13 protein-coding genes are annotated in these 12,028 nt (G+C 73.8%); 5 read left to right on the top strand and 8 right to left on the bottom strand.

Annotated features, from left to right (window positions below; genetic code table 11):
• The 3 genes from ACBR40_RS46070 to ACBR40_RS46060 form a co-directional block, all read left to right on the top strand.
• A partial coding sequence (locus ACBR40_RS46070) for a pyroglutamyl-peptidase I (RefSeq protein WP_371252844.1) occupies positions 1 to 442 on the top strand: 442 nt, incomplete at its 5' end.
• Positions 443 to 717: 275 nt separating this feature from the next.
• Entirely contained in the window at positions 718 to 2,391 is a 1,674-nt protein-coding gene (locus tag ACBR40_RS46065) for an ABC-F family ATP-binding cassette domain-containing protein (RefSeq protein ID WP_371252843.1), read from the top strand.
• A gap of 53 nt (positions 2,392 to 2,444) precedes the next feature.
• Positions 2,445 to 3,416: a hypothetical protein gene (locus ACBR40_RS46060; protein WP_344205768.1), complete on the top strand. Its 972-nt coding sequence runs from the start codon at positions 2,445 to 2,447 to the stop codon at positions 3,414 to 3,416.
• A gap of 46 nt (positions 3,417 to 3,462) precedes the next feature.
• Here the strand turns inward: ACBR40_RS46060 and ACBR40_RS46055 are convergent, their stop codons facing one another.
• Complete coding sequence (locus tag ACBR40_RS46055) at positions 3,463 to 3,720, bottom strand: zf-TFIIB domain-containing protein (protein WP_344205770.1); 258 nt, start codon at positions 3,718 to 3,720, stop codon at positions 3,463 to 3,465.
• 58 nt (positions 3,721 to 3,778) lie between these two features.
• Positions 3,779 to 4,630, bottom strand: a complete 852-nt coding sequence (locus ACBR40_RS46050; RefSeq protein WP_344205772.1) for a phosphotransferase — start codon at positions 4,628 to 4,630, stop codon at positions 3,779 to 3,781.
• Positions 4,631 to 4,675: 45 nt separating this feature from the next.
• Between ACBR40_RS46050 and ACBR40_RS46045 the strand changes: the two genes are divergently transcribed.
• Entirely contained in the window at positions 4,676 to 5,563 is an 888-nt protein-coding gene (locus ACBR40_RS46045; RefSeq protein ID WP_344205774.1) for a TIGR03619 family F420-dependent LLM class oxidoreductase, read from the top strand.
• Here ACBR40_RS46045 and ACBR40_RS46040 read toward each other — a convergent pair.
• From ACBR40_RS46040 to murQ, 3 genes are read right to left on the bottom strand one after another with little or no spacing between them, the layout of a single operon-like run.
• Entirely contained in the window at positions 5,560 to 5,940 is a 381-nt protein-coding gene (locus ACBR40_RS46040) for a VOC family protein (RefSeq protein ID WP_371252842.1), read from the bottom strand. The two genes, ACBR40_RS46045 and ACBR40_RS46040, sit on opposite strands and share 4 nt — an antisense overlap.
• 34 nt (positions 5,941 to 5,974) lie before the next feature.
• Positions 5,975 to 7,021 (bottom strand): serine hydrolase domain-containing protein, encoded by a 1,047-nt coding sequence (locus ACBR40_RS46035; protein WP_371252841.1) that lies wholly within the window; start codon positions 7,019 to 7,021, stop codon positions 5,975 to 5,977.
• Positions 7,022 to 7,070: 49 nt separating this feature from the next.
• The gene (murQ, locus tag ACBR40_RS46030) at positions 7,071 to 7,970 is read right to left on the bottom strand and encodes an N-acetylmuramic acid 6-phosphate etherase (RefSeq protein ID WP_364456625.1); all 900 of its coding nucleotides are present in this window, start codon (positions 7,968 to 7,970) and stop codon (positions 7,071 to 7,073) included.
• A 58-nt stretch (positions 7,971 to 8,028) separates the two neighbouring features.
• Between murQ and ACBR40_RS46025 the strand changes: the two genes are divergently transcribed.
• Complete coding sequence (locus ACBR40_RS46025; protein WP_371252840.1) at positions 8,029 to 9,132, top strand: exo-beta-N-acetylmuramidase NamZ domain-containing protein; 1,104 nt, start codon at positions 8,029 to 8,031, stop codon at positions 9,130 to 9,132.
• A gap of 2 nt (positions 9,133 to 9,134) precedes the next feature.
• Here ACBR40_RS46025 and ACBR40_RS46020 read toward each other — a convergent pair whose 3' ends face one another.
• The 3 genes from ACBR40_RS46020 to ACBR40_RS46010 are packed head-to-tail and all read right to left on the bottom strand — an operon-like array spanning position 9,135 to position 12,027.
• The gene (locus ACBR40_RS46020) at positions 9,135 to 10,007 is read right to left on the bottom strand and encodes a GNAT family N-acetyltransferase (RefSeq protein ID WP_371252839.1); all 873 of its coding nucleotides are present in this window, start codon (positions 10,005 to 10,007) and stop codon (positions 9,135 to 9,137) included.
• Positions 10,007 to 11,017 (bottom strand): ABC transporter ATP-binding protein, encoded by a 1,011-nt coding sequence (locus ACBR40_RS46015; protein WP_344205784.1) that lies wholly within the window; start codon positions 11,015 to 11,017, stop codon positions 10,007 to 10,009. Before ACBR40_RS46015 ends, ACBR40_RS46020 begins: the two co-directional genes overlap by 1 nt.
• Positions 11,014 to 12,027 (bottom strand): ABC transporter ATP-binding protein, encoded by a 1,014-nt coding sequence (locus tag ACBR40_RS46010; protein WP_344205786.1) that lies wholly within the window; start codon positions 12,025 to 12,027, stop codon positions 11,014 to 11,016. The genes ACBR40_RS46015 and ACBR40_RS46010 overlap by 4 nt, the downstream gene beginning before the upstream one ends.
• Position 12,028: the final 1 nt, after the last annotated feature.

The following is a 12,028-nucleotide window of genomic DNA, read 5'->3' as shown; positions in this document are numbered from 1 at the left end:
GGGGCCGGGGGGTGGGGGGGGGGCCATGACGGTCGAGCGCGTCGCCGTCAATCTCGACGTCGCCAGGATCCCGGACAACAAGGGCGTCCAGCCCGTCGACGAGCCCGTCGTCGCGGGCGGGCCGGCGGCGTACTTCTCCACCCTCCCGGTGAAGGCGTGCGTGGCCGCCGTCCGCGACGCCGGTCTGCCGGCGTCCGTGTCGCACACGGCGGGCACGTACCTCTGCAACCACGTCTTCTACGGCCTGATGCACCACCTGGAGTCCGGCCGGCCGGGACGGCGCGGCGGCTTCGTGCACGTGCCCTACCTGCCCGAGCAGGTCCCGGACGGCGACAAGCCGTCGATGCCCGCCGGGTCGATCGCCGAGGCGCTGACGGCGATCGTGTCCGCGGCGGTCACCACGACCGAGGACCTGAAGGAGACCGGCGGCGCCCTCCACTGACCCGTGGTTGCCCCTGCTCGGGGTGATCCCCTAACCTGGAACGGTCTTATCGCCGACCCACGGGGGCAGTTGACGTGAGGATCTGAGGTCGCGGGCACCGCGCAGTTCCGCCCTGTCATGGGCTTTTCGTGCGCACACCTGGACCTCTCGGCGATCCTCTTCGCCCCTCCGTCGCGGGCTCGGCCCCGGCTTCCATGTGTCGCGCGTCTGCGGTGTTTCCCGCCTGTCACGAAATTTGTCGCACGATTTCGACTTTTGTGCTGGGAGCCGCCTCTATGCCTTTTTCCATCGTCGTCGACCGCGTCAGCTTCGCCTGGCCGGACGGCACCCGGGTGCTCGACGGGCTCGACGCCGCCTTCCCCGCCGGCCGTACCGGCCTGATCGGGGTCAACGGGTCGGGCAAGTCCACCCTGCTGAAGATCATCGCTCGTGAGCTGGCCCCGCGGTCCGGCTCGGTCACCGTCACCGGAGAGGTCGGATACCTGCCGCAGAACGTGCCGCTCGCCGCCGCCCGTACGGTCTCCGACCTGCTGGAGATCAGCGGGAAGCGGGCCGCGCTGCACGCCGTCGAGAGCGGCGACGTCGCCGAGGAGCACTTCACCGCGATCGGCGACGACTGGGACGTCGAGGAGCGCGCGCGGGCCGAGCTCGACCGGCTCGGCCTGTCCCACCTCGGGCTGGACCGCACGGTCGGCACGCTGTCCGGCGGCGAGACCGTCATGGTCGCGCTCGCCGCCCAGCTGCTCAAGCGGCCCGACGTGCTGCTGCTCGACGAGCCCACCAACAACCTCGACCTGGACGCCCGCGAGCGGCTGTACGCCGCCGTGACCGCCTGGCCGGGAGTGCTCGTCGTGGTCAGCCACGACCGGGCGCTGCTGGAGCTCGTCGACCAGGTCGCCGAGCTGCGCGAGGGCGGCGTGCGCTTCTACGGCGGCAACCTCACCGACTACGAGGAGCAGGCCGCCGCCGAGCAGGAGGCCGCACTGCGGACCGTACGCGCCGCAGAGGGCGAGGTGCGGCGGCAGCAGCGCGAGCTCGTCGAGGCGCGGATCAGGATCGACAGGAACATCAGGGCCGGCAAGAAGGCCGCCGCGAACAACAGGGCCCCGAAGATCGTCGCCAACGGGCTCAAGCGCAAGGCGCAGGCCACGGCGGGCAAGCAGCGGACCCTGCACGAGGAGAAGCTGGAGGAGGCGCGCGAGCGGCTGGGCGAGGCCGAGCAGGCGGTGCGGGGCGACGCGGAGATCAGGATCGAGCTGCCGGGCACCGAGGTCCCGTCCGGCCGCACGGTCCTGTCCCTCGCGCTCGCCCCGCCTTCGAAAGAGGGGGAGACGGGGGAAGAGGCCGCGACGGAAGAGGGCGCGGCAGAAGGGGAGACGGCGGCGGAGGACGCGGCGGAGGACGCGGTGGAGGACCGGGTCGTGCCGCTGGAGGCGCTGATCGTGCGCGGGCCCGAGCGGATCGCGCTGCTCGGCAGGAACGGCTCGGGCAAGACGACCCTGCTCAAGCGCATCGCCGCCGGCGAGGGCGCGCACGTGCCGGTCCGCTACCTGCCGCAGCGGCTCGACCTGCTCGACGACGGGCTCAGCATCATCGACAACGTCCGGGCCGTCGCGCCCTCGGCGTCGGTCAACGAGGTACGCGCCCGGCTCGCGCGCTTCCTGTTCCGCGGCGAGCGGGCCGCCCAGGCCGTCGGCACGCTGTCGGGCGGCGAGCGCTTCCGCGCCACGCTGGCCGCGCTGCTGTCGGCCGAGCCGCCGCCGCAGCTCCTCCTGCTGGACGAGCCGACCAACAATCTCGACCTGGCCAGCGTCCGCCGGCTCGCCGAGGCGCTGGCGGCCTACCGGGGGGCGCTGATCGTGGCGAGCCACGACCTGCCGTTCCTGGAGACGATCGGCATCACCCGGCGGCTGGTCCAGGACCGGGAGAGGGGGTTGACGGAGGCCTGACCGGAGGGGGCTCCGATTGACGGGCGGGGAGCAACCGGGCGATAGTGTGGCAGGTGGCTTCACCCCGTTTGATCTCGTGTGTTCTCGCTCTCGCGACCCTCACGGTCGGCGCCTGTTCCTCCACCGCGCCGACCCCGGAAGGCGGCTCGTCCACGGTCTCCGGCGTGGCCGGCGGCACCGGCGGGACCGGCGGCTCGGCCTCGGCCGCGCCGAGCGCGAGCGCGCTCACCCCCGAGGCGTACAAGGCCGAGCTCGACGGCAGGCACAAGCCGATGGCCGACGCGATCGGCTCGCTCGCGGGGGCGCGCGGGGTCAAGGCGCTCGACCAGCGGGTCAGCAAGGCCGAGGAGACGTTGTCCGGCGCGGCCGAGTCGCTGGCCGCGCTGGTCCCACCGGCCGACGTGCGCCCGCAGCACGACGCGTACGTCACCAGCCTGCGGGACTTCGTCACCGCGCTCGGCACCACGAGCGGCAAGGTCGGCGCGCGTGCCCTGTGCACCTCCTCGGCCGTGCTCGCCGACCTCGGCGCCAAGCTCAAGGCGCTGGACGAGGCGGGGGAGGCGCTGCAGAAGGCCGGCGACTACCCGGCCGACGTGGTGGACGTGAAGGCGGCGCGCAAGCAGACCCGGCGGCTCGGCAACGGCTCGTTCGTCCGTAACGGATCGTTCGGCGGGCGCAGCTCGCTGGAGATCGACAACGGCGCCGGCAGGGACGCGGTGGTGACCGTGATGCGCGGCAAGAGCAAGGCGTTCAGCGTGTACGTCCGCCGCAAGGCCAAGTTCAAGGTGAAGGGCGTGCGCGACGGCTCGTACAAGATCTACTTCACGCACGGCGTGGACTGGGACGGCCGGAACAAGGCGTTCACCCGGGAGTGCAGCTTCGAGAGGTTCCAGAAGTCGGTGACGTTCAAGACGACGGTCACGGCCACGCAGATCCGCTGGCACGACTGGCGCGTCACGCTGCACGCCATCACGGGCGGCAACGCCCGAACCGCCCCGGTCGACCCGGAGTCCTTCCCCGGCTGACGGCCAGGGGCCGCGCCCTCGCGAGGAGGACGCGGCCCGCGCACGATCAGGTGGAGAACAGCATGCCCACCCAGCTGCGCTGGTGGCGGTGGTGGCCGTGGTGGTAGCCGCCGTGCGGCGCGCCCCAGGCCGGGCCGGGGGCGGGCGGCGGCGGGGGAGCCGCGTGGTACTGCGACTCCATCCTGGTCAGGGTCTCCAGCTCGCCGTAGTCGAGGAAGATCCCGCGGCAGTTGTCGCACTGCTCGATGTGGACGCCGTTGCGCTCATAGGTCCGCATGTTCCCGCGGCACTTGGGGCACTGCATCGAAGTCGCTCTCCTTGGCTTTCAGGTTCCAGGATGAAACCTACCGCGCGCAACCCGCCTACGCTCTGACGATTCGGTTGCACGCCTCGATCAACGAATGCTCGACGTCGTCGAGTTCCCGGCCCTCGCGCCCGGCATTGACCACGGCCACGGCGGCCAGTTGCACGGTCAGCGCCCGCGCCGGGACGTCCAGCCGCGCCCACGGGTCGCCGCCGCCCAGGGCGGGCCCGCCCGCGGCCAGGTAGGCGCCCAGGAACCGCTGCCACACGGCGGGGTCGAGCAGCCCGGCGGCGTACCAGGCGGCCGGCCGGGCCAGGTCCCAGGCCGGGTCGCCGACGCCCAGGTCGTCGACGTCGATGAGCAGCCAGCGGTCGCGGCGGACGAGCTGCCCGAGATGCCAGTCGCCGTGCGTGAGCAGCCCTGGGGTGGGCGGGGGCGCGGGCAGCTCCTTGAACGTCCGCCGGATCAGCGCCTCCACCGGGCCGTCGCCGCTCATCCTGCCGACGGCGCGGGCGGCCCGCGCGGGCCCTCCCGCAGGGGGCAGGGCGGGCATCAGCGTGAGCGGCACGGCGTGCAGCGCGGCCAGCAGCCTGGCCCCCTCCTCCCAGGGCGCGTGGTCGAGGTCGTCCTGACGGACGGGCCGCCCGGCGGGCCACACCGTGACCGCGCGCCCGGCGACCGTCAGCACCTCGGGGTCGAGCGGAGCCAGCATGACCGCGCTCACCGCGGGGGAGGCGGCGGCCCGTAACCGTACGCGCAGCTCCTCCGCGTCGTCGCGGGCCGAGTGGGCCTTGACCACCACCTCGCCCCTGCGCAGCACGACCACGTCCGTACGCGTCGGATGCAACACGGGCGCGCCCGTGCCGCCGTAGCCGGCGGCGATCTCGGCCAGTTCCTCCTCAAGACCCACGGGGTACAGACTATTGGCGGCAAACCGGTCGGTCAGACTGGGAGCATGAGAATAGGTTTCGCCGTACCGCAGTCGGGCGCCTGGGCCACACCGGACAACCTGCGCCGGGTCGCCGTCCGGGCCGAGGAGCTCGGCTACCACGACCTCTGGACGTTCCAGCGCCTGCTCTACCCCGTGGGGCACGAGATGGGGCCGACCTACCGCAGCGTGCACGACCCCGTGGTGACGCTGGCGCACCTGTCGGGGGTGACCGGGCGGATCGGGCTCGCGGTCGCCGTGATCAACGCGTACGTGCAGCCCGTGGTGCTGGCCAAGCAGCTCGCCACGCTGCAGACGCTGTCCGGCGGCCGGCTCATCGCGGGCATCGGGCTCGGGTGGGTGCCGGAGGAGTTCACGGCGGCCGGAGTGGCGTTCGAGGGGCGCGGGCGGCGCGGCGAGGAGTTCGTCGAGGTGCTGCGCAAGGCGTGGAACGACGACCCGGTCGAGCACGAGGGCGAGTTCTACCGCGTGCCGGCCTCGCACCTCGACCCGAAGCCGGAGCCGGGGCCGCCGCCGATCCTGCTCGGCGGCACGGCCGAGGTGGCGCTGCGCCGGGCGGCCCGGCTGGCGGACGGGTGGGTGAGCTCCAGCAGGGAGGACCTGACGGCCATCGCGGAGCGGATCAAGCTGATCAAGGCGGAGCTGGCCGCGTCGGGGCGGGACGCGGCCGGGTTCCGCTTCGTCTGCCGTGGCGTCACGCGGGTCAGGCCCGAGCCCGGCGAGCGGCCGCTGACCGGCCCGTACGACAAGATCAGGGCCGACGTGGACGCGCTCGCCGAGGCAGGCGTGACCGACGTCTTCCACGACCTCAGCTTCGACCAGGAGTTCGTCGGCCTCGACGCCGGGGAGGCCGCGCGCCGCGCCGAGGAGGCCCTGGAGGCGCTGGCTCCCTAGCCCCCGCCGTACGGGACGGTGATGATCTCCAGGTTGTGCCCGTCGGGATCGGACCAGTAGAGGCCGCGCCCGCCGTCGTTGGTGTTGATCTCGCCGGGCCGCCGGTGGAACGGATCGGCCCAGTACGTCAGCCCTCGCTCCTTGATACGCCCCCAGATCCGGTCGAACTCCTCCTCGCTCACCAGGAACGCGTAGTGCTGGGCGGTCACCGGCCCGACGGCCTGGGCCACGTCCAGCGAGACGCCGTTGCCGAGCGAGACGACCCGGAAGGGGCCGTAGACGGGCGCGGGCTCCAGCCCGAGGATCTCGGTGAGGAAGGCGGCGGTCGCGTCCCGGTCGCGGGCCGCGACGATGGTGTGGTTCAGCTGCACTGCCATGACTTCCACGCTATGCGCAGAAGCGGCAGAACGGTCAGCCGGCCAGGCGCAGGGCTTCGGCGGCGACGGCGTGGCGCAGCTCGCGGATGCCGTCGCGGCCCCGTACGGGGTGGACGGCGTTGGTGAGCAGCACCACGGTGAGGCGGCGGACCGGGTCCACGACGAGGGACGTGCCGGTGAAGCCCGAGTGGCCGTAGGCGCCGGTCAGCGGCCCGACGATGGCCGGGTCGCCGAGGCGCACGCCGAGCCCGTGGCGGAAGGGCGCGCCCGTCGCGCCCTGGTCGCGGGTCAGCTCGGCCACGCTCTCCGGCCGCAGCACCGGGCCGCCGCCGCGCCGCAGCGTCTCGCCGAAGGCCAGCAGGTCGGCGGCGGTGGCGAACACCCCGGCGTGGCCGGTGACGCCGCCGAGGGCCCAGGAGGTCTCGTCGTGCACCTCGCCGCGTACGCAGCCGGCGCCGGGACGCCCGGCCTTGCACTCGGTGGCGGCGACGCGGGCGGGGTCACGGGGCCCGTACCCGGTGTCGGCCAGGCCGAGCACGCCGGTGACGCGCTCGCGGACGAGCACGTCGAGCGGCGCGCCCCCGGCCAGCTCGGCGAGCCCGCCCGCCATGATCATGCCGACGTCGCTGTAGAGGTAGGGACCGCCGACCGGATGGGCGGGCGGCGTGCGCCACATCGCCGCCATGCGTTCGGCGGCGCTGGCGTCGGGCAGCTCCCTGTCGATGCGGCGGCCGGGCGGCAGGCCCGCGGTGTGCGTGAGCAGCCGGCGCGGGGTGATCCCGGCGTCGAGGCCGGGGACCAGCGCGGCGGCCGGCTCGTCCAGCGCCAGCCGGCCCTCCTCGGCCAGCGAGAGCAGCACGACCGTGGTGAACAGCTTGCTGACCGAGGCCAGGTCGAAGATCGAGTCGTGCCGCACCGGCGGGCGCTCGGCGGCCAGCGCGCCGTCCGCGCCGGTGTAGCGCACCAGCTCGCCCGTGGCGGCCGTGGCGGCGACGTCGCCGTCCACGGCGATCATCGCCACGGCCGCCGGGCAGACCCGCGGCACCGCCCCCGCGAGGATCGCCGCAAGCCCGTCCGGCATGTCCGCCCCCTCCACCCGTGATCAGCCGTTCAGCTCGCCGCTCAGCCGCTCAGCCGCTCAGCGCGTCGCTCAGCCGCTCGCCGTGCGTGGCGAGCAGGGCGCGGGCCGCGTCGGCGTCGATGCCGTGCTGGATCATGAGCACCGCGACCTTCGTCCGCCCGCCCGCCGCGTCGAGCGCCGCCCCCGCCGTCTCCCGGTCGGCGCCGGTGATGTCGCGGACCATGCGCAGCGCCCGGTCGGCCAGCTTGGAGTTCATCGCCGACATCTCGACCATCTGGTTGCCGTACGTCTTGCCGAGCTTCACCATGCTGATCGTCGAGATCATGTTGAGCACGAGCTTCTGGGCCGTGCCGGCCTTGAGGCGTGTCGAGCCGGTCACCACCTCAGGCCCCACGACCACCTCGATGCCGTGCTGGGCGGCGGCCGACAGCGGCGCGCCCTCGTTGCACGACAGGCCCACCGTGAGCGCGCCGCGCACGGCCGCCTCCGCCAGCGCGCCCAGCACGAAAGGGGCCCGCCCGCTCGCGGACACGCCGACCACCGAGTCCAGCGCGCCCACGTCGAGGTCCCTCATGGCGGCGGCGCCCGCCTCGGCGTCGTCCTCCGCCCCCTCGACGGACCGGGTCAGCGCGTCGGGGCCGCCCGCGATGACGCCCTGGACCAGCGACGGGTCGGTGCCGAACGTGGGCGGGCACTCGCTGGCGTCCAGCACGGCCAGGCGTCCCGACGTGCCGGCGCCCACGTAGAGGAGCCGGCCGCCCTGCGACATGCGGGCGGAGATCGCGTCGATGGCTCCCGAGATCGCCGGGATGGCCACCGCGACGGCCGCGGGCACGGCGGCGTCGGCCTGGTTCATCAGTCGGGCGATCTGCTCCGTCGGCAGCCGGTCGATCTGGCTGTAGCGGGGGTCGCTCTGCTCGGTGGACAGCTCGGGTAGCGGATCAATCATGACGCTAATTTCCACCCTTATCTTCCCTCTTGTAAATATCTTTCAGCACAATGGCTCCATGACTCTTGTGCGTACCGGAGCCGAACGGCTGGCCAACGATCCCGCGCTCGCGGGAGGTACCCGCCTCGGCCTCGTCACGAACCCCACCGGCGTGCTGCCCGACCTGACCCCCACGGCGGAGGCGCTGCTGGCCGCCGGGGCGCCGGTGACCGCCCTGTTCGGCCCCGAGCACGGCCTGCACGGGACCGCCCAGGCCGACGGGGGCGAGGCCGACGGCGTGGACGAGCGGACCGGGCTGCCGGTGCACAACACGTACAAGCTGGCCGGCGAGGAGCTGGACGCGGCGGTCGCCGCCGTCGGCGTGGACACGCTCGTCTTCGACATCGCCGACGTGGGCAGCCGTTTCTACACCTACGTGTGGACGATGTACGACCTGCTCGCCTCGGCGTCCCGGCTGGGCCTGCGGTTCGTGGTGCTGGACCGGCCCAACCCGCTCGGCGGCACGGTCGCCGAGGGCCCCCTGCTCGACCCCGCGTACGCCAGCTTCGTCGGCCGCCACCCCATCCCCGTGCGGCACGCGCTGACGGCGGGCGAGCTGGCCGGGCGGTTCGGCTTCGACGCGGACCTGACCGTCGTGGAGATGACCGGCTGGCGGCGCGACACGCCCTGGGAGGAGACCGGGCTGCCCTGGGTGATGCCCTCGGTCAACATGCCGACCCCCGACACCGCCCTCGTCTACCCGGGCACCTGCCTGTTCGAGGGCACGAACTTCTCCGAGGGCCGCGGCACCACCCGGCCGTTCGAGCTGATCGGCGCCCCCTACGTGGACGGCCGGTTCGCCCCGGCGCTCGACGCGCTCGGCCTGCCGGGGGTGCGTTTCCGGGAGGTCCGCTTCACCCCCACCTTCCACAAGCACGCCGGCACGCCCGTCCGCGGCGTTCAGCTCCACGTGCACGACCGCGAGGCGTTCCGTCCGGTGCTGACCGGCGTGTCGATGCTGCACGTGGCCCGCACCCTCTACCCCGACGATCTGCGCCTGCTGCCGGGCCTGGACCACCTGTGGGGGTCCGGTGAGCTGACCCGGCGGCTGGAGGCCGGTGAAGACCCGCGCGAGCTGTGTCCGCCGCCGGGAACCCCTTCGGGACCGCTGCTCTACGGCTGACATCACGCCAGGGCGCGCCGGTAGAGCCAGAAGACCCGCTCCGCCCGCGCGCCCACGGCCCGCGAGTAGAACCGCAACGGCCCGACCCACCCGATCTGGGCGTCCGCCTGCCCGGCGGCCCGCTGCTCGGCCAGGCACCTGCGGAGCAGCACCCGGCCCAGCCCGAGCCCCCGCGCGGCCGGCGCGGTGCCCATCGGCCCGAACCAGGACGGCCGCGCCCCCCACGCGGCGAACGCGAGGATCTCCCCGTCGCGCTCGGCGAAGTGCAGCCCGGTGGCGTTGGCCGCCTCCCAGGCCCACCGCTCGTTCCAGTGGCCGGCGACGAACGCCGCCACCCGCTCCCGCTCGTCCGCGTCGGCCGCGCGCACGGCCACCCCGGCCTGCTCCAGCCGGACCAGGTCGTCCTCGACCGACAGGTCGCCGCCGCCCAGGTCGGCCGTCATGTTCCAGGCCACGTGGTAGCGCTCGTAGCCGAGGCTCTCGGCCAGGCAGGCCGCGGCGGTGTAGCGCACGTCGATGCCGGGCCAGGCGTAGCAGGGCGGGTTGCCGGCCCAGCGGGCCTCCCGCGCGCCCCGCTCGCGCAGCCACTCCTCGGCCGCCAGCACCAGCGCCCGGCCGCGGCCCTCGCCGCGCGCCGACGGGTGCACGGCGAGCAGGTCGAGATGCCCGGTCCCCGGGTCCTTCTCCGACAGGGACGTCATCACCACGCCGCCGTCCACGGCCAGCGCGGTCCACGTCCGGCCGGGCGGCGGCGCGGCCAGCCGCCGGACCAGCGCGGCCCCCTCCCCGGGGTCGCAGGTCAGCGCGTCCGCGGCGATCCCGGCCGCCTCCGCCAGCTCCGCCGCGTCCGCGATCGGCCGCGCCTCGAAGGCCATCACACCTCACTCATCGGGCGCGCGATCACGCTGCGCCGCTCGGGGTAATAGCACGCGTGCTCCTGCGGGATCCCCTCGGTGATCCGCAGCAGCGGCCGCTCGTCGGCGCACCGCTCGCCCTGGAACGGGCATCGGCGGGCGAACAGGCAGCCCTCGTCGGACTGGCTCTCGTCCAGCGACGACAGCGGCGTCACCGGCTCCTCGCCGGGCCGCTCCAGGCCGTGCAGCACCGGGATGGCCGACAGCAGCGACTGCGTGTACGGGTGCACCGGATCGGCGATCACCGTGTCCACGGGGCCGCGCTCGACGACCTGCCCGCGGTAGATCACGTACAGCTCGCCGTCGTCGCCGATGTAGCGGGCGGTGGCGACGTCGTGCGTGATGAACAGCACGCTGACGCCGAGCCGCTCGCGCAGGTCCTTCAGCAGCGCCAGGATGCCGAGCCGGAGCGAGACGTCGATCATCGAGACCGCCTCGTCGGCCACCAGCATCTCCGGGTCCACCGTGAGGGCCCGCGCGATGACCACCCGCTGCCGCATGCCGCCCGAGAGCTGGTGCGGGTAGCGCGCCAGCACCGTGCCGGGGTCCAGGCCGACCAGCGAGAGCACCTCGGCCGCCCGCTCCTCGATCCACGCCGCCGACCGGCCGGTCTGCTTGGCGCGCAGGCTCAGCGGGGCGTACAGCGTCTGGTGGATGGTCCGGGTCGGGTTGAGCGCCGAGTACGGGTCCTGGTGGATCATCTGGATCTTGCGGAAGTGCGGCTGGCGCTGCTTGGGCCGCAGCGGCGTCATCGGCACGTCGCCGATGACGATCTCGCCCTCGTCGTAGCTCTCCAGCCCCGCGATGATGCGCCCCAGCGTGGTCTTGCCGCAGCCGGACTCCCCGATGAACGAGGCCGCCCCGCCCTTCGGGATCGCGAAGTCCACGCCGCGCAGCGCCCGCACCTCGCGGGCGCCGAGCACCTTGCCGCGCTGCTTGAACGTCTTGACGACGCCGGTCCCGGTGATCACGCGTGCTCCTTCGTCGCGACGGTCGTGGACGCCGGCGCGCTGTTCACGGCGTGGCAGGCCACCAGGCGCGGGCCGTCGGCGACGGTCTCCGGGTCCACGGTGTCGCACACGTCCATGCGCAGCTCGCAGCGCTCCCTGAACACGCACCCCTGCTTCGGCACGGTCGCCAGCGTCGGCGGCCGGCCGGGCAGCGCCCGCGCCTCGCCGATGTCGCCGGTCAGCCGGGGGATGGCCTGGATCAGGCCCCGCGTGTACGGATGCCGCGGCGCCCCCAGCACCTCCCGCGTCGGCCCCTGCTCGACCAGGCGGCCGCCGTACATGACGGCCAGCCGGTCGGCCACCTCCGCCACCACGCCGATGTCGTGCGTGATGACCAGCGTGGTCAGCCCGCGCTCGGCGTGCACCTCGCGCACGATCCGCAGGATGTTGGCCTGCGTGATCATGTCGAGGGCGGTCGTCGGCTCGTCCAGCACCACCAGGTGGGCGTTGAGCACCAGCGCCAGCATGATGCCGACGCGCTGGCGCATGCCGCCCGACAGCTCGTGCTGGTGCGAGTCGAGCACCCGGGCGCCGTCCAGCCCCATGCGGCCGAGCAGCTCCTTGGCCTCGCGCACCAGGCCGCGCAGGTCGTCCACGCCGTGCGAGCGACCGAGGTCGAGCAGTTGCTTGCCGACCGTCTTGAGCGGGTTGAGGGAGTTCTGGGCGGCCTGGAAGACGTAGCCGATGTGCTTGCCGCGGGCCTTGCGCAGCTCCTCGCCGCGCAGCCCGACGACGTCGCCGAGCCCGTCGATCTCGACGCTGCCGCCCGCGATCCTGCCGGGCGGCTGCACCGCGTTCAGCAGCGACAGCGCCAGCGTGGACTTGCCGGAGCCGGACTCGCCGACGATGCCGGTGATCGAGCCCGGCTCCAGCGTCAGCGTCACGCCTCTGACGGCGGGCAGCTCGCCCGCGGGGGTCTTGTAGACGACGGTCAGTCCGTCGATGCGCACTCCCGGCGCTTGGTTGCTCACC

Origin of the sequence: Nonomuraea sp. AD125B (assembly GCF_041402765.1) — a bacterium.
Taxonomy (GTDB): Bacteria; Actinomycetota; Actinomycetes; order Streptosporangiales; family Streptosporangiaceae; genus Nonomuraea; species Nonomuraea bangladeshensis.
Note: the sequence above shows the minus strand (reverse complement) of the source record. Positions and strands in the feature narration are given on the sequence as shown.